Consider the following 24,025-nt stretch of genomic DNA (forward strand, 5'->3'; position numbering starts at 1 on the left):
ACAATTTGGCACAAAAATGGCGTTAGAATTCCGTTCTTTTGCAAGCCGATTCCCTTTATACTAACAGCAATTCTAAGCGCAATCATTAATAGAATACTATCATGACGGGAGGCGAGGACGTTGAAAACCGGAATTCGGGCGTTAACGAACGATTGGGAGAACTTGCAGGTGCTGCAGCGAAACAGGATGAAGCCGCGCAGCTACTTTCAATCTTATACGACAAGAGAAAGCGCTCTCACCTATGAGAGAGGGAATTCTCCCTGGTATCGTTTGTTGAACGGGACGTGGAAATTTGCGTACGCGGAAAGCCCGGCGAGCGCGCCGGAGTACTTTTATACAGAGGATTATGAGGATGACGGCTGGGACCGGATGGACGTGCCGGGCATGTGGCAGCTGCAAGGCTATGGAAAACCGCATTACACGGATTTGCACTATCCGTTCCCCGTAGACCCGCCGTATGTGCCTTCGGATAATCCGACCGGCTGTTATCGCAAGTCTTTTCATGTTCCGCAGATGTGGGACGGCAGGCAAATCGTGCTCCGATTTGAAGGCGTGGACAGTGCATTTCATCTTTGGGTGAACGGGCAGGAGGTCGGCTACAGTCAAGGAAGCCGTTTACCGTCGGAATTCGATATTACCCCTTTTGTACATTCCGGCTCGAATACACTTGCGGTTCGGGTCGTTCAATGGTCGGACGGCAGTTATATGGAAGATCAAGATATGTGGTGGCTAAGCGGAATTTTTCGCGATGTTAGTTTGTTTGCAAGACCGCAAGTGCAGATTCGGGATTTTACGATTCGGACGGATTTGACGGAAGGGTATACGCACGGTTTGTTAGCCATCAAGGCAAGTATCGCAAATTTGCTTGAAGATGAGATGGCTGGATACATGCTGAGTGCGCAGCTATTGGACGCTTCGGGCACTGCCCTGATTGGCGCCATACAGTCGAACAATGTGACATTGCCCGGCGGGGCAGAGCAAGTCGTGGAGCTTCGACTGGACGTGGCGAATCCGCAGCTGTGGTCGGCAGAGGATCCGCAGCTTTACAAGCTGCTGCTCACGCTGACCAATGCGGAGGGACAGGACATAGAAATCGTTCCGCAGCGCGTCGGTCTCCGCCAGGTTGAGCTGAAGGACGGCAACTTTTATGTAAACGGCGTTGTCATCATGCTTAATGGGGTGAATCGGCACGACCATCACCCGGAGCTCGGACGCATCACGCCTTACGAGACAATGCTGCAGGACGTGCTTCTGATGAAGCAGCATAACATCAATGCGGTACGGACAGCGCATTATCCGAACGATCCGCGCTTTTACGATCTGTGCGATGAGTACGGCTTGTACGTGATGGATGAGGCAGATCTGGAGACGCATGGCTTCGAACCGCTCGGCAACATTAGCCGCATTAGCGACGATCCCGCGTGGAAGGATGCATACGTAGATCGGGTGCAGCGGATGGTGGAGCGGGATAAGAATCACGCCTGCATCATCTTCTGGTCACTCGGCAACGAATCCGGCTTTGGATGCAATTTCATGGCGATGGCCGATTGGTGCAGGGCGAACGATCCGACGAGACTGATTCATTATGAAGAAGATCGAGAGCTGAAAGCTGTTGATCTCAGCAGTACGATGTATTCATCGGTCGAAAAGCTGACCGCAATTGCCGAGGAAGAAGGCTATGCGCTGCCGCATGTCATTTGCGAATATGCGCATGCGATGGGCAACGGTCCAGGGGGACTGACGGAATACCAAGAAACGTTCCGTAAACATAAGCGGCTGCAGGGCGGCTTTGTTTGGGAATGGATCGATCATGGACTGAAGCAGACTACGGAAGACGGCAAGACGTATTATGCGTATGGCGGAAATTTCGGCGATGTGCCGAACAATGCGAACTTTTGCTTGGATGGACTTATTTTCCCTGATCGCACGCCTTCGCCGGGCCTGCTCGAATACAAGAAAGTCATTGAACCGGTACAAGTGAAAGAGGTCGACTTGAGCCTCGGTTTGCTAGAAATTACGAACTTATACGATTTTATATCTCTAAATGGGCTTGAACTGTTCTGGTCGGTGTACGGGGATGGCAAGCTGCTGGATAGCGGTTCCCGGGAATTGCCGCACATTCCGGCACAAGGGAATGCAACGATTGAACTGCCGATTGCCAATGGATCGCGAATTTCAGAGGTGTACTTGGATTGCCAGCTTACATTGAGTTTTTGCTTGAACAAGGATGTTCTCTGGGCGAAAAGGGGTCATGAAGTGGCGACGGCGCAATTTCAACTAACGGCACTGACGGCAGGGATGCAAACAAACGATCAGCGGGATGCGTTAGACAGAACTGAGCCTAGGGTGGATGCCGAGCCGTTAATGTGTAAGACATCCGGGCACTTGCTGGCGATTACGGGGCCGCAGTTCGAGCTCGTATTCGACCTGCTGAAAGGGACGATTCAGGGGTGGAGGCACGAAGGTACGGACGTTATTTCGACGGGAAAAGGTCCTGTACTAAGCTTCTGGCGAGCGCCGATCGACAACGATATGTACATCGTGGAGGAATGGCGCAAAGCGCATCTCGACAGACTGCAGCATCGCGTAGAGCGGGTGGAATGGGAGCAATCAGGAACTTCGACGGCCATCATTCGAACGTATGTTCGAATCGCTCCGCCAGTTCATGATTATGGGTTCCGTTGTACGTATTGTTATACGGTTTCCAGCAGCGGTGAAGTCCGTATTGAGGTTGAAGGCGAGCCTGATGGACCTGGGAAGCTGCCGAGCATGCTGCCGAGAATCGGCCTCCGGATGGAGCTGCCGGGTAATTTCGACTGCGTGAACTGGTACGGCAGGGGACCTGGCGAATGCTATAGCGACAGTAAGCGGGCCAATTTGATTGGACTCTACCAAGCTTCCGTTGATGAACTGTATACGCCATACGTATTTCCACAGGACAACGGCAATCGGACGGATGTTGCTTGGGTGTCGCTTACTAACATCCGCGGCATTGGGCTGCTTGCAGTCGGACAGCCGCAGCTTGAATTTTCCGCTCATCGTTATAGGGCCGAAGACTTTGAACAGGCTAAGCACAATACGGAATTGGTGCCGAAAGATACGATTACGCTGAACCTGGACTATCGGCAAAATGGGCTCGGCAGCAACAGCTGCGGTCCAGCCCAGCTTCCTGCTTATGCATTAAAGGCTGAGAAGTTCCGATTCGAACTCGCGATCACACCTTATCATAAAGAAATGATTTCACCAACGGCATTAGCGAAAAAAGGAGCGATGACAAAATGAACAAAACATGGGACGCACTCAATTTGACAGGGAAAGTAGCGGTCGTAACGGGAGGCGCTTCGGGCATCGGATTGGCAACAGCCACCATGCTCGCCGAGTTCGGTGCGAATGTCATGCTTCTGGACATTAATGAGTCCCAAGGACAGGCCGCTGCGGCAAGTATCGCGGAAGGCGGCGGGAAAGCTGCGTTCTATTCATGTAACGTGACCTCTGGGGAAGACTGCAAGCGAACAGCCGAAGCCATTATGCGCGACCACGGCCATATCGATATTTTGTTCAACAATGCGGGTGTCATTCGCCGCAAGACGGTCGTTGAGTTAGAGGAAAAGGATTGGGATCTTGTGATTGATGTCTCACTCAAGGGAGTGTATCTACTCTCTAAATATATGATTCCGTTCATGGCGCAAAGCGGCGGCGGAAGCATAGTAAACACCGGCTCCGGCTGGGGGCTCAAAGGTGGAGATAAGGCGGCCGCCTATTGCGCAGCAAAAGCTGGCGTCGTTAATCTAACGAAGGCGATGGCCATCGACCATGGCCAAGACAACATTCGTGTGAATTGCGTCTGCCCAGGAGATACAGATACGCCTCTATTACGGGACGAAGCTAAGCAGCTCGGACAAGAGGAAGGCTCGTTTCTCGTATCATCAGCGTCGGGACGCCCGCTTGAACGGCTCGGAACACCGCGCGATATTGCAAGTGCCGTGCTTTTCCTTGCTAGCGACTTATCCACATGGGTAACGGGAAGCGTGCTCGTTGTTGATGGCGGCGGTTTGGCATAATACAAACTCATAAGGAGGCAGCTATAGATGAATACGAACGATAGAAAGAAAGTACATCCTTATATCCCTAATACAGTGCCCGACGTACAGCGGCAAATGTTGGACGAAATAGGCGTACAGCGTATCGAAGATTTGTACGATATCATACCAGATTCGCTGAAATTGAACCGAATGATGGACCTGCCACCGGCTCTAGGGGAATATGAGCTGCAGCGCTATGTGGAAGGATTATTGGCTAAAAATAAAAGCGTCAAAGATGTCGTCAGCTTTCTTGGTGCTGGCTGCTGGCCGCATTTTATCCCAGCGGTTTGCGATGAGATCAATCAGCGTTCCGAATTCGTGACGGCCTATGCGGGTGAACCGTACGAAGATCACGGCCGTTTTCAGGCGCTGTTCGAATACCAAAGCTTGCTCGCGGAGCTCGTTGATATGGACGTTGTTAACGTTCCAACGTTCGACTGGCCGCAAGCGGCTTCGACTTCCTTGCGGATGGCTGGTCGAATTACGGGCCGGAAGCACGTTTTGATGCCTCGTAATATTGACGCTGAGAAGCTGATGGTGATTGCGAATTACATTAACCCTGATTTATCCTACAGCTTCGTCGATTACGTCGGTGAGACAGGCGAGCTGGATTTGGCTGACCTCCAAAGTAAACTGAACGAAGAGGTAGCGGCTGTATACTTTGAAAATCCAACCTTCCTTGGCGTTATTGAGTCGCAAGGGCAGCAGATTGCAGATCTGGCGCATAGCGTAGGCGCGTTGTGTGTCGTCGGCGTTGATCCCAGCTCGCTCGGCGTGCTGAAGCCGCCAAGCCAGTACGGCGCGGACATCGTCTGCGGGGAATTGCAGCCGCTCGGTATGCATATGAACTATGGCGGCGGTCAAGCCGGGTTCATCGCGACACGGGATGAAGAAAAATTCGTTATGGAATATCCATCCCGCTTGTTCGGGATCGCTCCGACGATCGTTGAAGGCGAATACGGCTTCGGAGACGTAGCTTACGATCGCACTTCTTTTGCCTTGCGCGAAAAAGGAAAAGAATCGGTCGGCACACAAACCGCGTTGTGGGGCATTACGGCAGGCGTCTATCTCGCGCTGCTCGGACCTCACGGCATGCAGGAGCTTGGCCAGACGATTATGCAAAAGTCACAGTATGCGGCAAAGCTGCTCTCGGAGATCGATGGAGTTGCGGTGCGTTTTGGGTCGCCGTTCTTTAAAGAATTCGTCGTTGATTTTACGGCAACGGGCAAGAAGGTCGAAGATATTCATCGCGCCCTGCTAGCACTAGGTATACAAGGCGGCAAAGACTTATCGGGCGATTTTCCCGCTCTTGGCCAGTGTGCCCTATACTGTGTGACCGAAGTGCACGCGCAGGAAGAGATTGAACAGTTAGTTCGCGCGATTTCTGCTTGTGTAGCATGTCCGGTTGAAGGAGTGATGTCCGTATGAAACGTATACGCAGAGAAAGTAAGGTAAGAAACTTTCATCAGGCTAAATGGGATGAACCCGTAATTTTCGAACTGCATAAAGAAGGCGAACGCGGGGTGCAAGTACCGCAAATCGAAGCGGCGATCGCCTCGGCGGTAGGTGACGGAGTCTCGGCTATCCCTGCGCCGATGCGCAGGACAGAGCTGCCGAAGCTGCCGGAAATCGGTCAAGCGAAGGTGCTTCGCCACTATTTGCGGCTTTCGCAGGAAACGATGGGCTCTGACTTTAACGTAGAAATCGGGCAGGGCACATGCACGATGAAATACATCCCGCGCATCAACGAGATGATGATCCGCACGCCGAAGCTGGCGGAGCTTCATCCGCTGCAGGATGTTAGCAACGTTCAGGGTATTCTGGAAGTGTTCTACAAGCTGGATCTCGCCATGCGCGAAATTTCCGGCATGGACAAATTCTCATTCCAGCCGAGCAGCGGCACGCAAGCGCTGCTTGCGATGGCTTCCATCGTCCGCAATTATCACGAGTCTCGTGGTGAAGGAGATCAGCGTGACGAGATCATTACGACGATCTTCTCTCACCCGTCGCAGGCGGCAACCGCTGCGGTCAAGGGCTACAAAATCATTACGCTCTACCCTGACGCGGATGGCTTTCCCGATATCGAGGCGCTCAAGAAGGTCGTTTCCGACCGTACGGCGGGCTTTGTCGTTGCCAACCCGGAGGACACCGGTATTTTCAACCCGAGAATCAGAGAGTTTACGGATATCGTTCATGCCGCAGGTGGTATTTGCTATTACGACCAAGCGAATGCGAACGGGCTGCTCGGCGTGACACGGGCGAAGGAAGCGGGTTTCGACATGTGCTTCTTCAACCTGCACAAAACGTTTGCGGCACCGCATATGTGCGGAGGTCCGGCGACGGGAGCGCTTGGCGTCGTGAACGAGTTGATTCCTTTTATGCCAGGTCCTGTTGTGGAGCAGGAGGACGGCGCGTATGTGCTGAACCGGACGGGCGACAACAGCATCGGCAAAGTGCGTATTTTTCATGGCGTCTCACAGACTGTGTTAAGAGCCTATGCATGGATTCGCGCTCTCGGAGCGGAAGGATTGTTGAACGTGGCGCAGACGGCTGTCCTCAACAACAACTATTTGTATCATAAAATATTGCAAATTCGCGGTGCATCCGCTCCGTACGTCAAGGGCAACCGCCTGGAGCAGGTACGTTACAGCTGGGAGCAGATGGCACGGGAAACGGGCGTTACAACGGAGGATGTGACGCACAGAATGTGCGATTTCGGTCTGCACTATTGGACCAGCCATCATCCGTACGTCGTCCCTCAGCCGTTTACTTTGGAGCCGACAGAGTCTTACTCCAAGGAAGACCTCGACGAATATATCAACGCGTTGGCGCAAATTTCGAAGGAAGCTTACGAAAGTCCGGAAATCGTCAAAAATGCGCCAACACGCAGCACTGTGCACCGCATTGACCATTCCAGCTTCGACGATCCGAAGGAATGGTGTATTACTTGGCGGGCCTATCTGAAGAAAACGCAAGCGGACTAATCTTATTTTCTCCCGCCAATAGATAGATAGCCTTATGATGAAAAAGAGCCTTCAAATCCACTTTCGCGGTGGTTTTGAAGGTTCTTTTTCCTCATATTTGGAGCATCTTAAGGGCCTTAGCTTGGCAAGCTAAGAAATTTGGGTTTGTGTTCGTGGTGAGGGGCTAATGTTGCACATTATACAACAATTCCAGAGTTTTCTTCTCTCGAAGCTGTCATTGTTGTATAATGTGCAACAATTTAGCCTAATTTCATGTCAATAAGCTATTTTCGGGAGAAAATGTTGTATTCCGTGCAACAATCGCGGGAAAAACGCGGATTGGCCAGCTTAATGTTGTAGAAAATACAACTTGCTTTGAGTATGCAAGCTTGAGCAACCCTCAAAAAACACCATAAAATAACCCAACTAGGCAAAAAGATTTTACATGGTTAGATGAAAGTCAACATAGTAGAATCAAACTAAGATCAAGGAAGGGGGTAAATACGTTAAGCAAACTCAAAGAGCCTGTTCAAGCGAAATATCAGATTAGGGTGCGACAAGGAAGATGGACCAACATTCGGAAAAATTGGGCAGTTTATGCCTTATCCATACCGGGAATCTTTTTTTTTTCCCTATTCCTTTGTTTGGGTCGGTGATCGCTTTTCAAAACTACAATATTTTCCATGACGGATGATAAGCTCGCGGAGCTTCATGAGAAATTGAATGCCAACCGATTAGGCGACGAGAGCAACGGTAAAAAAGACGGAATCGGTATTCTAAATGTACACCGCAGAATTCAAATGGTGTTCGGGGAAGAGTATGGTCTAAGAATTGATAGCGAGCTGGAAAGAGGGACGAAAATCAGGCTGATTTTTCCTGTATCCATATAGAACAAATTTGAATCAAGGGGAGGAAATGATGGAAGTCGTTAGAACATGGTTAGAACACCCAACTCTCATTAGGGAGATCGGTCAACCGGCTATACTTCAGCCTGGTGACCTATTTCCGACTGTACGGGTTCATGCGTACGCAGCAATGACGATTAGCGCAATTGTAGAGCTAGAGAAAGGCGAAACCATTCGCCTGACGTCACTACCCCTCCAACTCGGGGATGAGGCAGAAATCGCGATCCCGGGTACGGTTGAACGGTTTGGGATGCACATCTTACGGCTGACATTCTCGCGTTCCGGTTATCCGGATCTGCACGATGCCTTCTATTTTTATGTAAAGGACCCGTCGGCCATTCGGAACGACCAATCTGAGATTGCTTATATGGGAACGGATGGTAAGCTTGTTTACATACCGGACTACAAAGGAAATCGGATCGCAGATTTTTCTCATGCAGGTTACATGGGCGGCGGCATACAGCTTCCGGATGTGCAAACGCAAATGACCATCGAGCCTGGAGAAGGGGATGCGACAGCACGCATTCAGGAAGTCATTGATGCGGTGTCCCAGCTTCCGCTTACGCCAGAAGGATTACGCGGTGCTGTCTTGCTGAGACGTGGAACGTACCATTTGGCCGGAACGCTGAAAATAGCAGCTAGCGGGGTTGTCCTTCGCGGAGAAGGACAGGGGGAAGACGGTACACTCTTGTATGCGACAGGTGCAACCAAGAAAAATATTTTAGAAATTGGCGGGGCAAGCGGAGTCAAGCTGTTGGAAGACACAAGTACGACGGTTACCGATCTATATGTTCCTTCAGGATCGAATTCTTTCCATGTGGCGGATGCGCGTCATCTCCAAGTCGGGGATTCGGTCATTGTGCGCCGCTATGGGAACGACGCTTGGATTCATGAAATCGGAATGGATGCCATAGTCCAACGGCCGATTACCGGCGGAACCAAGATGTGGAGCCCATTTGAACTTGATTTTGACCGTATCATCGTTCATATGGAAGGCAACAAGATAAGCGTAGACGCACCGCTTACTAATTCAATTGAGCTGCGTTGGGGCGGGGCACGGGTGTTCAAATATAAGGATCCAGACCGGATCGAGCATGTTGGCGTAGAAAATATGCGGATTGACGTCGAATTCGATCCTTCTGTGACGGATACACAGATTGATGATCGGAAGGGTGCTCTTGATCCGTATTGTGCTGACGAAAATCACACAACCAACTTTGCCGTCCTGAATCATGTGAAGAATGCTTGGGTACGTGACGTTACAGGTTACCATCTTGATCATAGCCTTGTCCTTGCCGACTACGGGAGCAAATGGGTGACCATTCAAGATTGTACGGTTTTGGATATGGTTAGTATCATAACCGGCGGTCGCCGCTACAGCTTTCATGTTTGCGGACAAATGATTTTAGTCCAGCGAGCTTATACGGAAACAGCAAGGCATGCATTCGTTGTCGATAAGTGGGTGACGGGACCGAATGTATTTCTCGACTGCAAATCCTCCACCGACTATAACACAAGTGAACCGCATCATCGCTGGTCGGTAGGCGGTCTGTACGATAATGTGAAGGCGCCAATCGCTATCCAAGACCGCATTTGGCTAGGCAGCGGACACGGTTGGGCAGGTGCGAATTATGTCACCTGGAACACGGAGGGAGAATTGACGCTGCAGCAGCCGCCTACCGCGCAAAACTACGCGATTGGTCACGTTGGTGAGATGAAGAAAGGACGCGCACCGAATGACTATGATCCTCGTCCGAGGAAAGATGGGTATCTGAATGCACGGGGCAAGCATGTTTTACCGCTCAGCTTGTACAGGCAGCAGTTGGTGGATCGACTCAACACTTAAATTTCACGTCCAGGTTGCTATTTAGCAGTAAGCGAAGTAGTGTTAAGTTGTACTAAATTCTGCAAAGAACGATATCCCTCATTCAATTTGAAAAAAAGGTGAGTGTCATGGAGAAAACAAAGTTACTCCGTAAATTGGGAAGCACGAATTTAGAGCTTTCACCACTTGGACTTGGCTGCTGGCAATTTAGCAATGGGCAAGGGGTAGTAGGCAAGTTTTGGCCTGTGCTGGGTGCCGATGATGTGCTGAAGATCGTTAAGATTAGCCTTGAAGGCGGCATCAATTGGTTTGATACAGCGGAAGTGTATGGTAAAGGACAGTCGGAGCAAATGCTTTCGAAAGCTCTCCGAGATTCAGGGTCTTTGGCGGATGACGCTCGAATTGCTACGAAATGGTGGCCGATTTTTCGCACAGCCGGAAGCATTGTAAGTACAATCGATGAGCGCATTCGGTACTTAGATAATCGCACGATCCATCTGCATCAAGTACATCAGCCTTACTCATTCTCCTCTGTAGCAAGTGAAATGAAAGCCATGGCTCAATTGGTCAAAGCCGGTAAAATTCAAAACGTGGGCGTGAGTAATTATTCGGCAAAGCAAATGCGGGAGGCTCACCGAGTACTGAAGGAGCATGGCCTTCTTTTAGCATCCAATCAAGTGAAGTACAGCTTGTTAGATCGGCGTATTGAAGAGAATGGGATTATGGAGACAGCTAAAGAGTTAGGGATTGCAATTATTGCTTACTCTCCATTAGAGCAAGGAATTCTGAGCGGTAAATTCCATAAGAATCCTGATCTCGTGAAAGGGATAACGGGTCCTAGGAAATGGACGTCTTCTTTTAAACAATCAGGACTTCAGAAATCAAAGCCTCTCATCGATCACTTGGAAGAGCTAGCTGTTCAGTACGATGCTTCTCCAACACAAATCGCATTGAATTGGATGATTAACGCTCACGGAGAAACCGTATTTGCCATTCCCGGTGCTTCTAAAATTCACCATGCTCAAGAAAATGTAAAAGCCATGCAATTTAAGCTTACTGCTAATGAAATCCAAACAATCAGCGAAATATCGAGCAACGTAATCCGATAATAAACATACAGAAACTGAACCCATAATGCCATGGAGCTCAGTTTTTTTGTTTTATACAAGATTATTTTTTCAATAATAAATACATAAAATACGGCGCCCCAATTAAAGCGACCATAATGCCGGCCGGAATACCATCCGGTTCAATCACGTTACGTCCAATGGTGTCTGCCATTACCAATAACCATCCACCAATCAGAATGGCGACTGGAATAAATAATTGATTTCTGGGTCCTACCAAAGCTTTGGCCATGTGCGGAGCCATGAGTCCAATGAAGGCAATTCCACCAGTAACCGAAACGGCCGAAGCAGCCAGGGCAACCGCGGTTAAAAGTAAGACTATACGTTCCTTTTCAACGGATACACCTACGCCGATGGCTACAGGTTCGCCTAGCCCTAGGAGATTCAAACGATTTGCTTTGTATAAGGTAAAAGGAATGAGTATGGCTAACCAAGGAACAATTGCCCAAATGAAGGGCCAGTCTGAACCCCAGATACTTCCGGCTAACCATTTTGCAATAAAATCGACTTTGGCCCGTTCAGCAGATGAAATAATGACTATCATTACCCCGGATAGCGCCATCGAAAACCCGACTCCAATTAGCACCAATCTGACGGGTTGAAGGCCAACAGTGCGATTATACGAAAGCACATAGATGAAGCAAGCCGTAATTAAAGCACCAATAAAAGCAACAAGTGGAAGCAGATAAATAAACGATCCCGCCTGGATAGGAAAAAACAAAAAGAATACGGCAATAGCAACACCAGCCCCAGAGTTAATGCCTATAATTCCAGGATCAGCTAAATCATTTCGCGTAATTCCTTGTAAAATAGCACCCGACAGGGCAAGTGCCATGCCTGCTAGCAGTGTAATCACCATGCGTGGCAGTCGGATCGAAAATAAAACAAACTCTTCTTTGAAGGTACCTTGACCGAGAAGGGTGGGAATCAGCCTATCATAAGATACGGAGGAGTATCCCAGTCCCATCCCGAGCACGATCGTCATCGTAATAAGTATAAGGGAACCATATAACAGCAGCCGTTGTTTTTTTATTAAAGCGGGAGGATGAATCATGAGAATGCCTTTCCTCCTTTACGTATGATGAACAAGAAGAAGGGCAAACCCATCATCGCCACAATGGCCGCTACTGGTGTTTCATAGGGAGAATTGATCGTACGTCCAAGGGTATCTGCAAAAAGCATAAATGCAGCTCCTATAATTGCCGACATTGGCACAATGAAACGATAATCGGTTCCAACAATGGCGCGAACAATATGTGGAATCATCAAACCAATGAACGCCATATTCCCAACAAGCGCAACAGAGGCACCTGCGAGTAAGATGATGATGATAAAAAGCGCGGTTTTGATTTGTGTTGTCTTCTGTCCTAATCCGACAGCCACTTCTTCACTTAAACTTAAAATGGTCAGCTGCCTGGAGAGGAACAGGGAGATCAGTATACCGATCGTAATAAACGGCGCAATGACTTGGAGTTGGCCCCATGAAGTGCCGATCAACCCTCCAGCCGTCCACATGGATACATCTTTTGAAATTTTAAAATAAATACCGATACCTTCTGAGATCGCGTATAGGAACGCTGATACAGCAGCTCCGGCTAATACAATTCGAAGAGGAGAGAAGCCGCCCTTTTTCACTGCGCCAATACCGAATACGATGCTTGCACCAACAGCAGCTCCAATAAAACAAGCAATCGTAATCCCGAAGTAATTGGCTGTAGGGATAAAAGCAATCGTAAACGCCAGAGCCGCGTTTGCTCCAGCGGTCAAGCCAAGTAAACCAGGATCAGCAAGCGGGTTTCGGGTCATCCCTTGCATGATGGCTCCGGAAACGGCTAGCGCGGCTCCAACAAAAATCCCCGCAATTTCACGAGGTAATCGAATTTCGCGGATGATCGATATTTTATCACCTGCGGCATGTGAAGTGAGGGCCAACCAGACATTTTTGACGGTAACATCTGCGGCCCCAAATACGATAGAAATAATAAACATACCCACAAAGACTATTAGTCCAGCAATCAGTTTATAAACGAATGGAATGAACCGTTGATGTTCCGTAATCATTTACTACCTAAGCTTTTAACAAAGAAATCGAGTTGATATTCTAAGGTTAGTGGATCATTGAAATAGAACTCTTTCGCATTGACTTCAAATAGTTGTTTGTTTTTAACAGCTGGAATGTTTTTGTAGGTATCGGTTTGTTGGAACGAATTGTCTGTGTCTGGGTTCTTGCTGAAGATAACGTAGTCACCTGCATACTCCGGAAGAACTTCCAAAGACAAGGCATAATAACCGGCTTTTAAAGCCATTTCTTTGACTTTTTTAGGCATTTCTAGCTTCATTTCTTGATAAAGAATTTCGGTACCGCGACCCCAGTTATTTCCGAAGACGTAAAGCTGTTTATCGAAATTTTCAACAACAGAAATCGTTTTGTCCGCTCCAATCTTTGCTTTAATATCTTCTCCCGCTTTCTGCGCCCGTTTTTTAAAGTCAGTAATCCAAGCTTGCGCTTCTTTTTCTTTATTTAAAAGTTTGCCAATTTCTAAGTGCTGGGCTAAATAATCTACCTTTCCGTATGTATACGTGACTGTAGGAGCAATTTGCTTCAATTTATCTACGTTTTTAACACTGGATAGACCAATGATTAAATCCGGTTTTAATTCAATCAGTTTTTCTAGACTTTCATCGGAAACTTCTTGCGCAGCTTTCAATGTTGTTTCGAAGCGCGGGTTCATTTTAGACCATGAATCAACACCAACAAGATTAACTTTTAGAGCCATTACATTTCCTGCAAAAGAAGAAAGGACAACGACGCGTTGCGGATTGGCTGGAACTTCGACAGGTCCATTTTCAGATTGGTAGGTAATGGTTGTTGGTTTGTTTTCAGCTTTCGCTGCGTTCTTCTCTGTTTGGGTTGTTTGGCTGCTGCAAGCACTAAGAGCTAATGAGATGAAGAGCAGGAATGGAATTAGTCGTTTGTTCATTTTGATTATCTCCCTTTACTAAATTGTAAGTGACGCACATGGGTTTATTTGTTCGAGGATCTCGCCCGATTTCAGCATCAATGTGAAACACTTTCTTAAGCACTTCATGATTCATCACTTCTTCGCAAGTGCCAGCTTTCACGATTTCACCATCTTTAAGAGCGATGATATAATCGGCAAAACGAGCCGCTTGATTTAAATCATGTAGGACCATGACAATCGTACGTTCCTGTTCCCTATTTAGCTTTTGCAAAAGCTCTAGAACCTCTAGTTGATGCGCCAAATCTAAATAGGTGGTAGGTTCGTCAAGGAAGATAATCTCCGTTTCTTGCGCAAGCGCCATGGCAATCCAAACGCGTTGGCGTTGTCCTCCGGAAAGTGCATCTACAGGACGAAACTTAAAGTCAATGGTGCCTGTAACTTCAAGCGCCCAGTCGATCACTTCATAGTCCTTTTTCGATAAGCGCCCGAAGCCCGTTTGATAAGGAAAGCGACCATAGGAGACTAACTCACCTACGGTTAAACCACTTGCGCTTTCGGGCGCTTGTGGAAGAATTGCCATTTTTCTAGCGAGTATCTTTGTATGTTCTTTGGCAATATGTTCGCCATCTAGAACGATTGAACCCGATTGATGGGAAATAATCCGCGTGGCTGCTTTCAACAGGGTAGACTTTCCACAGCCATTCGCTCCGATAATGGTGGTGATTTTCTTGTCTGGAATCTCTACACTGAGATTTTTCACAATTAAACGTTCACCATAACCAATGTTTAGTTGATCTGTATACAGGCGAACCATGAGATAACCTCCATTTATTTCAAAATAGGTACCACTGAATAACTGATAATGATTATCAATTTCACTACAATACACACAATAAAGCGAACAATTTTATTTGTCAACACCTTTTTGGGTTGTCAAATGAGAAGAATAGACGTATATTTAATTGAGAATGATAATCATTTACGTTTCGTAGCCGAGGAGTGATCGGGAAATGGAAGAACAGGAATTGTATGATGTGACTGTCATTGGAGGAGGGCCAGCAGGGCTTTACTCCGCTTTTTATAGTGGACTTAGAGAAATGAAGACCAAGCTTATTGAGTATCAAACCCAACTAGGTGGAAAAATACATATCTATCCGGAGAAAATGATTTGGGATGTGGGAGGACACACGCCAATTCCAGGAGCAAAGCTTATTGATAATCTTGTAGAGCAAGGATTGACGTTTCATCCGGAAGTCGTGCTGAATGAAAAGGTAGAGTCGATCACACGTAATGAAGAGGGGATTTTTGTCTTACAAGCTGCTTCTGGTCAAAAGCATTACTCGAAAACAGTTATTGTTGCTGTTGGAGGGGGGATATTGAATCCACAAAGGCTGGAGATCGAAGGCGCAGAGAGATATGAAGTGTCGAATTTGAACTATACCGTGAAGTCTTTGCAGCATTTTAGAAACAAAACGGTGATCATTTCTGGCGGGGGCAATTCTGCCATTGATTGGGCAAATGAACTAGAGCCTATCGCCAAAAACGTTTATTTAACCTATCGAAAAGAGGCTTTAACAGGTCACGAGGCACAAGTAAAGCAGCTCATGGAGAGCTCCGTTGTTTGTTTCTTCCATACGTCCATAACCAAACTGGTTGCTAGCAGTAATCATGAAGTCATTGAACGTGTCGAACTTACCAACCATGAAACAGGTGAGGTATCGTATTTGCCCATTGATGAAGTGATTATTAATCATGGTTATGAACGTGATACAACACTACTTAAAAATAGTGAAGTAAAGCTTGCGATCGCAGATAACTATTACATTGCTGGTAATGCGGCTAGCGAATCTTCGATAGATGGAATTTATGCGGCTGGAGATATTTTACACCACGATGGGAAGCTGCATTTAATAGCCGGTGCTTTCCAAGACGCTGCAAACGCAGTAAATAAAGCAAAGCAATACATCCAACCGGATGCTAATAAGGCTGCCATAGTGTCTTCGCATAATGAAGTTTTTAAAAAGCGCAATCGAGATTTAGTCAAACGAATGATGACCTAGAAACTAAAAAAACCTCCTGTATGAAAAAACCATACAAAGAGGGGCTTATCAGAGCTTGCTATTATTTCTTGTTCAGCATATTAATAATGACCGTTACAGCCTCAGCTCTTGTCGTAGAGCCGCTCGGAGCGTATTGGTTGCTTTCGTTGCCGCTCACTACACCTGCTTGCTTAAGTGCAATGACGGCACCTTTACCCCATGCTGGGATGTCTTGATCATCGATAAATCCTGTAGCTGCAGTAGAATCAGCTTTCAGACTCATCGCACCTGCAATCATGGCCGCCATTTCCGTGCGGGTAATCGGTTCATTCGGTCGGAATGTACCATCGTCGTAGCCTTGGATAAATCCTGCTTTGACAGCTTGCGCAACGGCATTTTTAGCCCAAGTACCAATCTCTTTCTCATCGGCAAAAGATAGCTTCACCCCTTCACCAACCGGCTTCAGACCATTCATCAGCATCACTGTAAATTCTGCGCGAGTAACATTCTTGTTCGGTTTAAACGAAGTGTCAGGGTAGCCCGAGACGATGCCGTCCTTGATCGCTTTCACGATGGTTAGCTCTGCCCAATGCTTCGCAATATCGGATGGATCCACGCCAATACTCTGTGTTCCGTATGTCGCAAACCAGCCTTTGATCGCATTGTAATCGCTCGAGAACGCTAGTGAAAGAAGAAGCATAAGGCGGGCATGCTGTGCATTCAGGCTGTCACCGGCAATGATGCCATCCGTCGTTCCCGGATACATCGTGCCTGAGCCCGTTCTTGTCGTCGTCACAAACACAACGCCTTGTTTAATCGCTTCGCTGCGGGCTGCGCTCATTTGGGCAGAAATACCGCCTGCACCTGTACCCGCAGTAACAATCCCTTTCGCACCGTCTGCGACGAAACCGCGAATGGCACCGCTGCTTGCTTCTTGGTAGCTATAAACAATTTCAACGGTTGGCAGCTTATCCTTGGTGATGGCCTTTAAGTCGAATGGAGTTGCCCAATCGGCTTTTCCGGCTTTCATGGCGCGACCATTCAAACGATACATACGAATATTGTTCTCGTCGATATACCCAAGTGCGCCTAGTATTGGAGTCACAAATGTATCCAACCGTTGTGCGTTCGATTTGGTAACTTCTCTAGCCGCTTGGATGACGTCGTTCAGCATGATCACAGTGCCATACCATTTGGTCTTGCCGCTGCCGGCCAACTTGATAGCGTTGTACAGGTTAGCAGGTGCGTCGGTTCCGATGACGTCCCAAGGGCGCATCGCGCCAGTTACAACCACTGGTTTAGGACTTCTCACGGTCAGATCGAGGAAATAAGCGATATCCTCCATAGTGTCCGTACCAGTTGTAACCACGGCGCTATCGTATACCTCAAGCGCTTGATCGACTGCTAAGGAAAGATCATACAGATCAGCGATGGTGTAGCCGCCCGAGCCTTTATTACCGAATTGGTAAGTCGTCACATCGGCGATTTTTTGTTTGTCAGGCAGTTGTTTGACGAGATCTTCAATCAAATACGTGCCTGCTTTATAGTTCTGAAAGCTCGTGCTATCCTCGGCTTTGCCAGCTAAGGTCCCGCCGGTCCCAATAACAATCACGTTCGAAAGCGAGGATTGCTTAAACGTATCGGAAAGGGCTGGTATCGGGAAGCTGGCAGGTTTAGGAGCAACTTCTTCCGCGTAGGCGGTTGCTGCCGCTCCTCCAAATGCCAACATGGTGCCTAACAAAGACACGATAAGGGGAAGAGCGAACAGCCTTCTCATACGACTATTTTTGCTATGCTGAGTCCATATCATGAATGGTTTACCTCCTTATTATGTGGATGGCCGATACTGGCATTTCTTCTGTCTTGGAGGACTTAAGGAGCAGCAGGAATCTGAGCATCGATTTTGACATCTTGTGTACCGTAATTAGCGAACCAGCCTTTGATTTTGGCTTGATCGTTCGAGAATGCAAGTGAGAGCAAAAGCATGAGACGAGCATGCTGCGCATTGAGGTTGTCACCTGCAATAATGCCATCGGCAGTTCCTGGATACATCGTACCTGAACCCGTTCTCGTAGTGGTAACGAAGAGTACGCCTTGTTTAATTGCTTCCGTACGGGCTGCCGTCATTTTGGCTGAAATACCGCCAGCGCCGGTTCCAGCTGTTACAATCCCTTTGGCCCCATCTGCAACTAGGCCTTTAATAGCTCCTCCGCCTGCTTCTTGATAGCTATAGACAATTTCTACGGCAGGCAGTTTATCTTTCGTGATCGTCTTCAAATCGAAAGGTGTGGACCAATCCGCTGTACCAGCTTTTACTGCTCGTGCAGGAGCGCGGTAAATACGGATATTATTCTCGTCAATGTACCCCAGTGCGCCAAGCATTGGTGTCTCGAAGGTGTCCATACGCTGTGCGTTGGTCTTCGTCACTTCCCTAGCTGCGTGAACAACATCGTTCAACATAAGGACTGTGCCAAACCATTTCATTTTGCCGCTTCCTGCCAACTTGATAGCATTGTACAGGTTGGCAGGAGCATCTGTACCGATGACGTCCCAAGGCCGCATAGCGCCGGTTACGACAACTGGCTTTTCGCTGCGAACAGTCAGATCAAGGAAGTAAGCAATCTCTTCCATGGTATCGGTTCCAGTTGTAACTACAGCACTATCATAAATCTGAAGCGCTTGATCCACAGTTTGCGAAAGATCATACAGATCTGCGATGGTGTAGCCGCCTGACCCTTTGTTTCCGAATTGGTAGGTTGTCACATCAGCGATTTTCTGTTTACCCGGCAGTTGTTTCACCAAGTCTTCAATTAGATATGTACCTGCTTTATAGTTCTGAAAGCTTGTGCTATCTTCTGCTTTGCCAGCTAGAGTGCCGCCAGTTCCGATGACGATAACGTTAGAGAGTGACGATTGCTTAAATGAGTCCGAAAGAGCAGGAATCGGAAAGCTAGCCGGTTGAGCTGGGGCATCCGCTGCGATTGCTAGTGAAGAGGCGCTTCCCAACATAGTGATAGTAAGTAAAGAAAAAAGGACACGCTTAAAAACTTTTTTGCTTCGATTTAATGTCATGAAATATTACCTCCCGTGAATAATGTTGGTATGTAAGACAAGATAATCTTATATCGTGTTAGATAAACTGACAAATTAATGAAACTCATAGAAAGCGATAACAAATGTATTTTACATTCAATTATCGAATAAATGCTTAATTTTTCTATGTTTTTTAGGTTGGTGTTTTATTTCCGATACTCTGGAAAAGCCAATATAATAAAAATGATTAACAAGTATATGTTATTTAAATGTTAGATAACATTACATAATAAGTTCTACATCCTAATCACGGTAGCATGGTTTTTTCTCCTAGAAGTAAAACATAATACAAAATAACGATATTGTCATTTTGTTTTTGATACTTATTGTGCTATTATGGAGTTTAATAGAGAGGGGGGGCCAACATGTCCAATGATCTTCCACTAACGAAGGAAGCTATACTAGACGCGGCGGAACAGGTGCTTCGGCGTTATGGACCTGACAAAACTTCCGTTGTCGATGTGGCTAAGGCACTTCAGGTAAGCCATGGTACACTTTATCGGCATTTTGCTAGTAAAGCCTCATTAAGAGAGGCGGTAACGGAGAGATGGCTGCACAAAATTATTTTAGATCCCTTAGAAACGATTGCCTCCCAGTCTGGTGGTAGTGCTACCGAACGTTTGCGCTCGTGGTTTGAAACCCTAATCCATACGAAGAGGACCTATGCAGTCAACGATTCCGAAATGTTTACCATGTACGCGGCTGTTACATTAGAAGCAGTTGAAATGATCACTATGCATGTCAATCAATTAATCGATCAGATTGCCCGAATTATCGAAGAAGGAATGAAGTCCGAGGAATTTAAATCCGTTGATTCTAACGTAACTGCGAGAGCTATTTTTATTGCTACTTCGCGTTTTCATCATCCTGCACATGCGAAAGAGTGGTCATCAGACACGATTCACCAGGAATTTGCATCGGTTTGGGATCTGCTTATTTTCGGAATCTCCTAGTATATATGCGTATTAAAGCCCTTCTGATGATAGTAATCAGAAGGGCTTTTGCTATAAATAGGTATTTGATTACCTTCTGGGAGCTGAAGGAGCTCCGTTTTCATCTAAGCATCCGCTTGATCTCATCCGCAATAAGCCGTACGCCGGCTTCGATCCGCTCCTCTGATACTTGCGTTACGCTAAGACTTAACAAATGCTCAGGATTAGACGCAGGTAAGTAATAAGGTTCGAGGTCCTGCAGAATTACACGCTGCTTTCGTAATCTATCCAACAGGGTTGGGATGTGCAGATGAGCCGGGACGATGATATGAGTGTACACACCCGAGATCGCCTGAGATGGAGGTAGGTATGCATTGTCACTGTTTGCAAGCAAGGATTTATTCAAATGCCTCAATCTACGCGAATAAGAATCTCTGATTTTACGCTTGCGCCTTTCAAACATACCGCTTTGAATGTAAATTTCTAATGCTGCTTGCGAGAGTATGGAACTGTCGATGTCCGACAATTTCTTGTAGTTGCTGAACGTGGGCGTGAGGTCTGTAGGAAGGACGGCTGCGCCCACGCGTAATCCTGGAAACAAAATCTTAGAGTAGCTTTTTAAATAAACAACATGGGTTGAAGCATAAGCGAAGATGGGGTCGGATTTCGTATCGTTTTCCAAGTCAGCCAGATAATCATCTTCGACGATGTACACGTCATAGCGTTTGGCTAGTTGAGCAATTGCTTTCTTCGTTTGTTCTGAATAAGAACTGCCGAGAGGATTATGGAACCGGGGCATTGTATAGAAGAACTTAATATCTTCCGTACGGAATAAGCGTTCTAATTCATCTAGATCGATGCCACTAACCGTTCTTGTGATGCCAAAAGTAGGGATTTGATAAAGTTCCAAAAGTCTGATAAACAAATAATAACTCGGTTGTTCAAGCAACACCCCTCGTTTTCCATTCGGAAAAGGCATCAAAGCCAAGACGGATAAGGCTTGCTGCACGCCTGATGTTATATGTATGTTGTTAGGATTCGTGAACACCTGATAGTTGGCCAAATGCTTGGTCAACACCTTCAATAACGAAGGCAATCCTTGCGGAGTTCCGTATACGAACAGTTCGTTCTTATAAGTGTCAATCGCTTTATTTATACAATGCTTAAAATCCAGATATGGAAAAAGCTCAGGGTCTGGAGCACCCGAAGAGAAATCATAGGTCACTTGTTCCGTAGGATGGATGCCATCTGTTCTCTTCTGTACCGCATAATACCCGCTTTGGGGGATAGAGTAAATGAGATGGCGGCTCTCAAGCTCGGAATAGGCACGAATGACCGTACTTTTATTGCAAGAATAGGTGATGGACAGCTCCCTTATTGAGGGCAGTTTTTGCCCGGATCGTATTTGTCCATCCTCAATTCGCCGTTCGATGTCATTGAAAATAAGCGAATATTTATGCATATATATTTCCCCCGCCCTTTAACTGTACCGGTACAGTTGGTCCGTAAATAGATTGTAGTACGACCGTATTCGTCCTATGCTTATTACCAACAGCCGGCCGGCACCATTACCAATAAAGTACCATAAATTCGTTAGGAAGTGTGGGGAAATATGAAAAACCGAAAAGGAATCAAACTTGCCTATCTATTTGCCGTACTAAACGCGGTGATCATTGGATTTTCTTTCTTGTTTGCCAAAATAGCTCTTGATCATGCTAACCCGCTCGATACGCTCACTTACCGTTTTGCCGTTTCGTTCGCTGTCTTTTCCATCCCGGTTGCACTCGGCTTAGTTAAGCTGAATTACCGTGGCAAGCCGCTAATCAAAGCGCTGTTGCTGGCAACAACATATCCACTAGGATTCTTTACACTTCAAGCGTATGGGCTTATGCATACCTCTTCGGCAGAGGGAGGTATCCTGTACGCATTTACGCCGATCGTAACGATGGTATTTGCCTCATTGTTTCTAAAGGAAACCACTAACTTCTTGCAGAAACTATCGATTTTCCTCTCTGTATTCGGCGTTCTATTTATATTCATCATGAGGGGGAGTAAGCTGGATTGGTCAAACATGACAGGGATTATCCTGTTAGTTCTGACTTGTGTGGCATTTGCTGGATACAGTGTTCTGGCTCGTTCGCTTTCGAAACAGTTTAGCCCAGCGGAGATCAGTTATTTTATGCTCGGTATCGGATTTGCTACCTTTCTTATTGTTTCGCTTTCAAGTCATGCTAGTGCGGGGACATTTGAGGCCTTTCTTACACCGCTGTCTAACCCTTCATTTATTGTGGCTATTCTCTTCCTAGGCTTGTTCTCCTCACTGGTGACAGCTTTGACAGGTAACTATGTCTTGTCTAAGATAGAAGCCTCCAAAATGAGCGTGTTCACTAATTTATCAACCATTGTCTCCATAGCTGCGGGAGCCCTTTTTCTTGGGGAAAAAGTGACGGTGTATCACTTGATCGGTTCTGTGATGATTCTAACAGGGGTCATCGGGACGCAATATTTGGGGCGATATAAAGTGGCTTTGCCAAAGGTTAAAGCTGATCGTATAAGTGGGTAAGGAGTGAATGGAATATGTGAGAACGCAGTTATGTTATTAATTCCCGCGCTGAAGTAGAATCATTCGAGTTCTAAGAATCCTTTCCTAACTATGAAGAGATTCTAGAAGCTTCTATATATGCTAGGTAGCTGCTGCCACTATGACGCCACAAGGCGTCTTTTTTCGTTTTCTCTAAAAAAGTAACATGGATCGGTTTTTTATCATTTGGTCGTTACATACAATTAGGTAAAGTATTAGCGGGAAAGGGGCACGAGCTGATGGATCAAACGTTATTTGAGCATCGATTTTGGCTGCAAATATTAGGGGATCATGCGAGGTTTATTTATAATGCCCTTGCTCCTGTGGAGCCCAAAGATATAGCTATCTCCCATTCCTTCATAAATCAATATGATCAAATCCTTAATCAGGTGCGAATGAAGGAAGTTACCAATTTGGCTCAATTAAACAAACAAGCTTACGATTTAACGACAAACTTACGCGAGTATAAACTGAATCTTTTAGATCGTTCTTTACTCGGGCAAATAAAGCTTGGCTTAACTCCGACATTTCTCAATCATATGGTGAATGAGCTTGAGGAGTACTTCAAAATACTTATCGTGCTCATGGATGGTAAGCCGGTCCCGAAGTATGCTCCTTTGCATCATGATTTGCTTTGGCTGACTGATGCTGCAGGTCATGCGGCAATTATTGCGACGGACTTGGATGTGGTAGAGAAGAGGTTGATCAAGAAAAGTGAGCAATTTGAGAAAAATTTCAATGAGTTTTATTTAAAAGCGATTGAACTTACAGGTTATTTACGTACGTTGCGAGCCAGTTACCCTTCAATTATGAAGTTCCATTCTGATGTTAATATGGAAATGTCTATATTCATGGCTTTCTTAAAAGAAGTCGAGGAGCTTGGGCTAAGTGCAGAGCTGTTATCGCGGATTAACCCTCTCGTGCCGGATCATATGTATCGCGAAGAGTGTTACTATTTATTGAAGTTATCTCAAAGCGGAGTTATTCCCCCGCACAATTGTGATCCCACAAAACCTAGGGTCATGTAATTCCTAAAATGAATCAATATTAAGAAAGCGCTAAAAAAGGGCAGTTCCTAATGGAATCTGCTTTTTTTGTTTATATTTAAAAAAACATTTAAATTGGAAAAATAAAACATTGCTATGTGTTTGGAATCCATGTTATATTATCACTCCGGTCGCAAGACAGGCTGGTGAAAGTAACTAGAAAAAAACTAGTTGCAAAATAAAAATCAATATGGTATATTACTTCTCGCTGCTTCGGTAACACGGCAGTGAACGAAAGAAATTGATCTTTGAAAACTGAACAACGAGTGAGTAAGCACGAACGAGAAATCGTTCAAAAAAGAGATTGCAAAATCTCGCTAGCAACGCAAATGAGCAATTAAGCTTTCAAATAGTTTTACTATTATGGAGAGTTTGATCCTGGCTCAGGACGAACGCTGGCGGCGTGCCTAATACATGCAAGTCGAGCGGATTTATCCTTCGGGATAAGTTAGCGGCGGACGGGTGAGTA

General features: G+C 46.6%; 18 protein-coding genes and 1 rRNA gene. 12 read left to right on the forward strand and 7 right to left on the reverse strand.

Going from position 1 to position 24,025, the window contains the following annotated elements; genetic code table 11:
* Window positions 1-120 precede the first annotated feature (120 nt).
* From ebgA to AC58U0_RS31335, 7 genes are all read left to right on the forward strand, one after another.
* Window positions 121-3,282, forward strand: a complete 3,162-nt coding sequence (gene ebgA / locus AC58U0_RS31305; RefSeq protein WP_497382717.1) for a beta-galactosidase subunit alpha — start codon at window positions 121-123, stop codon at window positions 3,280-3,282.
* Window positions 3,279-4,061 (forward strand): SDR family NAD(P)-dependent oxidoreductase, encoded by a 783-nt coding sequence (locus AC58U0_RS31310; protein ID WP_497382718.1) that lies wholly within the window; start codon window positions 3,279-3,281, stop codon window positions 4,059-4,061. The genes ebgA and AC58U0_RS31310 overlap by 4 nt, the downstream gene beginning before the upstream one ends.
* A gap of 27 nt (window positions 4,062-4,088) precedes the next feature.
* Complete coding sequence (gene gcvPA / locus AC58U0_RS31315) at window positions 4,089-5,510, forward strand: aminomethyl-transferring glycine dehydrogenase subunit GcvPA (protein WP_497382719.1); 1,422 nt, start codon at window positions 4,089-4,091, stop codon at window positions 5,508-5,510.
* Complete coding sequence (gcvPB, locus tag AC58U0_RS31320) at window positions 5,507-7,066, forward strand: aminomethyl-transferring glycine dehydrogenase subunit GcvPB (RefSeq protein ID WP_497382720.1); 1,560 nt, start codon at window positions 5,507-5,509, stop codon at window positions 7,064-7,066. Before gcvPA ends, gcvPB begins: the two co-directional genes overlap by 4 nt.
* Before the next feature lie 662 nt (window positions 7,067-7,728).
* Complete coding sequence (locus AC58U0_RS31325; RefSeq protein WP_497382721.1) at window positions 7,729-7,935, forward strand: sensor histidine kinase; 207 nt, start codon at window positions 7,729-7,731, stop codon at window positions 7,933-7,935.
* 28 nt (window positions 7,936-7,963) lie between these two features.
* On the forward strand, window positions 7,964-9,796 hold the full coding sequence (locus tag AC58U0_RS31330; RefSeq protein WP_497382722.1) for a hypothetical protein: 1,833 nt from the start codon (window positions 7,964-7,966) through the stop codon (window positions 9,794-9,796).
* 107 nt (window positions 9,797-9,903) lie between these two features.
* Window positions 9,904-10,884, forward strand: a complete 981-nt coding sequence (locus AC58U0_RS31335; RefSeq protein ID WP_497382723.1) for an aldo/keto reductase — start codon at window positions 9,904-9,906, stop codon at window positions 10,882-10,884.
* 61 nt (window positions 10,885-10,945) lie between these two features.
* Here AC58U0_RS31335 and AC58U0_RS31340 read toward each other — a convergent pair whose 3' ends face one another.
* The 4 genes from AC58U0_RS31340 to AC58U0_RS31355 are packed head-to-tail and all read right to left on the reverse strand — an operon-like array spanning window position 10,946 to window position 14,679.
* Window positions 10,946-11,956, reverse strand: a complete 1,011-nt coding sequence (locus AC58U0_RS31340) for a FecCD family ABC transporter permease (RefSeq protein ID WP_497382724.1) — start codon at window positions 11,954-11,956, stop codon at window positions 10,946-10,948.
* A complete protein-coding gene (locus AC58U0_RS31345) occupies window positions 11,953-12,963 on the reverse strand; it encodes a FecCD family ABC transporter permease (RefSeq protein ID WP_497382725.1) in 1,011 nt (336 codons plus the stop codon). The genes AC58U0_RS31340 and AC58U0_RS31345 overlap by 4 nt, the downstream gene beginning before the upstream one ends.
* Complete coding sequence (locus AC58U0_RS31350; protein ID WP_497382726.1) at window positions 12,960-13,883, reverse strand: iron-hydroxamate ABC transporter substrate-binding protein; 924 nt, start codon at window positions 13,881-13,883, stop codon at window positions 12,960-12,962. Before AC58U0_RS31350 ends, AC58U0_RS31345 begins: the two co-directional genes overlap by 4 nt.
* Complete coding sequence (locus AC58U0_RS31355; protein ID WP_497382727.1) at window positions 13,834-14,679, reverse strand: ABC transporter ATP-binding protein; 846 nt, start codon at window positions 14,677-14,679, stop codon at window positions 13,834-13,836. The genes AC58U0_RS31350 and AC58U0_RS31355 overlap by 50 nt, the downstream gene beginning before the upstream one ends.
* Before the next feature lie 196 nt (window positions 14,680-14,875).
* Here AC58U0_RS31355 and AC58U0_RS31360 point away from each other — a divergent pair, with 196 nt between their 5' ends.
* Window positions 14,876-15,925 (forward strand): NAD(P)/FAD-dependent oxidoreductase, encoded by a 1,050-nt coding sequence (locus tag AC58U0_RS31360; protein WP_497382728.1) that lies wholly within the window; start codon window positions 14,876-14,878, stop codon window positions 15,923-15,925.
* Window positions 15,926-15,986: 61 nt separating this feature from the next.
* On the opposite strand, the gene AC58U0_RS31365 is transcribed toward AC58U0_RS31360, so the two are convergent.
* Both AC58U0_RS31365 and AC58U0_RS31370 read right to left on the reverse strand, forming a co-directional pair.
* Window positions 15,987-17,714: an asparaginase domain-containing protein gene (locus tag AC58U0_RS31365; protein ID WP_497382729.1), complete on the reverse strand. Its 1,728-nt coding sequence runs from the start codon at window positions 17,712-17,714 to the stop codon at window positions 15,987-15,989.
* Window positions 17,715-17,776: 62 nt separating this feature from the next.
* The gene (locus AC58U0_RS31370; protein ID WP_497382730.1) at window positions 17,777-18,976 is read right to left on the reverse strand and encodes an asparaginase; all 1,200 of its coding nucleotides are present in this window, start codon (window positions 18,974-18,976) and stop codon (window positions 17,777-17,779) included.
* 386 nt (window positions 18,977-19,362) lie between these two features.
* On the opposite strand from AC58U0_RS31370, the gene AC58U0_RS31375 reads away from it, so the two are divergent.
* Window positions 19,363-19,950, forward strand: a complete 588-nt coding sequence (locus AC58U0_RS31375; protein ID WP_497382731.1) for a TetR/AcrR family transcriptional regulator — start codon at window positions 19,363-19,365, stop codon at window positions 19,948-19,950.
* A 100-nt stretch (window positions 19,951-20,050) separates the two neighbouring features.
* Here AC58U0_RS31375 and AC58U0_RS31380 read toward each other — a convergent pair whose 3' ends face one another.
* On the reverse strand, window positions 20,051-21,391 hold the full coding sequence (locus tag AC58U0_RS31380) for an aminotransferase-like domain-containing protein (RefSeq protein WP_497382732.1): 1,341 nt from the start codon (window positions 21,389-21,391) through the stop codon (window positions 20,051-20,053).
* A 150-nt stretch (window positions 21,392-21,541) separates the two neighbouring features.
* On the opposite strand from AC58U0_RS31380, the gene AC58U0_RS31385 reads away from it, so the two are divergent.
* The 3 genes from AC58U0_RS31385 to AC58U0_RS31395 all read left to right on the forward strand — a co-directional run.
* Window positions 21,542-22,492, forward strand: coding sequence for a DMT family transporter (locus AC58U0_RS31385; protein ID WP_497382733.1), 951 nt, complete (start codon window positions 21,542-21,544; stop codon window positions 22,490-22,492).
* Between the two features lie 257 nt (window positions 22,493-22,749).
* The gene (locus AC58U0_RS31390) at window positions 22,750-23,538 is read left to right on the forward strand and encodes a DUF2935 domain-containing protein (RefSeq protein ID WP_497382734.1); all 789 of its coding nucleotides are present in this window, start codon (window positions 22,750-22,752) and stop codon (window positions 23,536-23,538) included.
* 378 nt (window positions 23,539-23,916) lie between these two features.
* Window positions 23,917-24,025: ribosomal RNA gene (locus AC58U0_RS31395) — 16S ribosomal RNA — on the forward strand; the annotation flags it as partial.

The organism is Paenibacillus sp. J31P190 (genome assembly GCF_059692075.1).

Bases quoted from the DNA above. Each gene is read 5' to 3' on its own strand.
- AC58U0_RS31390 (WP_497382734.1), top strand. From the start codon at position 22,750: ATGGATCAAACGTTATTTGAGCATCGATTTTGGCTGCAAATATTAGGG.
- AC58U0_RS31360 (WP_497382728.1), top strand. From the start codon at position 14,876: ATGGAAGAACAGGAATTGTATGATGTGACTGTCATTGGAGGAGGGCCA.
- AC58U0_RS31365 (WP_497382729.1), bottom strand. From the start codon at position 17,714: ATGATATGGACTCAGCATAGCAAAAATAGTCGTATGAGAAGGCTGTTC.
- AC58U0_RS31350 (WP_497382726.1), bottom strand. From the start codon at position 13,883: ATGAACAAACGACTAATTCCATTCCTGCTCTTCATCTCATTAGCTCTT.
- AC58U0_RS31325 (WP_497382721.1), top strand. From the start codon at position 7,729: ATGACGGATGATAAGCTCGCGGAGCTTCATGAGAAATTGAATGCCAAC.
- AC58U0_RS31340 (WP_497382724.1), bottom strand. From the start codon at position 11,956: ATGATTCATCCTCCCGCTTTAATAAAAAAACAACGGCTGCTGTTATAT.
- AC58U0_RS31385 (WP_497382733.1), top strand. From the start codon at position 21,542: ATGAAAAACCGAAAAGGAATCAAACTTGCCTATCTATTTGCCGTACTA.
- AC58U0_RS31310 (WP_497382718.1), top strand. From the start codon at position 3,279: ATGAACAAAACATGGGACGCACTCAATTTGACAGGGAAAGTAGCGGTC.
- AC58U0_RS31345 (WP_497382725.1), bottom strand. From the start codon at position 12,963: ATGATTACGGAACATCAACGGTTCATTCCATTCGTTTATAAACTGATT.
- AC58U0_RS31375 (WP_497382731.1), top strand. From the start codon at position 19,363: ATGTCCAATGATCTTCCACTAACGAAGGAAGCTATACTAGACGCGGCG.
- AC58U0_RS31355 (WP_497382727.1), bottom strand. From the start codon at position 14,679: ATGGTTCGCCTGTATACAGATCAACTAAACATTGGTTATGGTGAACGT.
- AC58U0_RS31380 (WP_497382732.1), bottom strand. From the start codon at position 21,391: ATGCATAAATATTCGCTTATTTTCAATGACATCGAACGGCGAATTGAG.
- AC58U0_RS31370 (WP_497382730.1), bottom strand. From the start codon at position 18,976: ATGACATTAAATCGAAGCAAAAAAGTTTTTAAGCGTGTCCTTTTTTCT.
- gcvPA (WP_497382719.1), top strand. From the start codon at position 4,089: ATGAATACGAACGATAGAAAGAAAGTACATCCTTATATCCCTAATACA.
- AC58U0_RS31330 (WP_497382722.1), top strand. From the start codon at position 7,964: ATGGAAGTCGTTAGAACATGGTTAGAACACCCAACTCTCATTAGGGAG.
- gcvPB (WP_497382720.1), top strand. From the start codon at position 5,507: ATGAAACGTATACGCAGAGAAAGTAAGGTAAGAAACTTTCATCAGGCT.
- AC58U0_RS31335 (WP_497382723.1), top strand. From the start codon at position 9,904: ATGGAGAAAACAAAGTTACTCCGTAAATTGGGAAGCACGAATTTAGAG.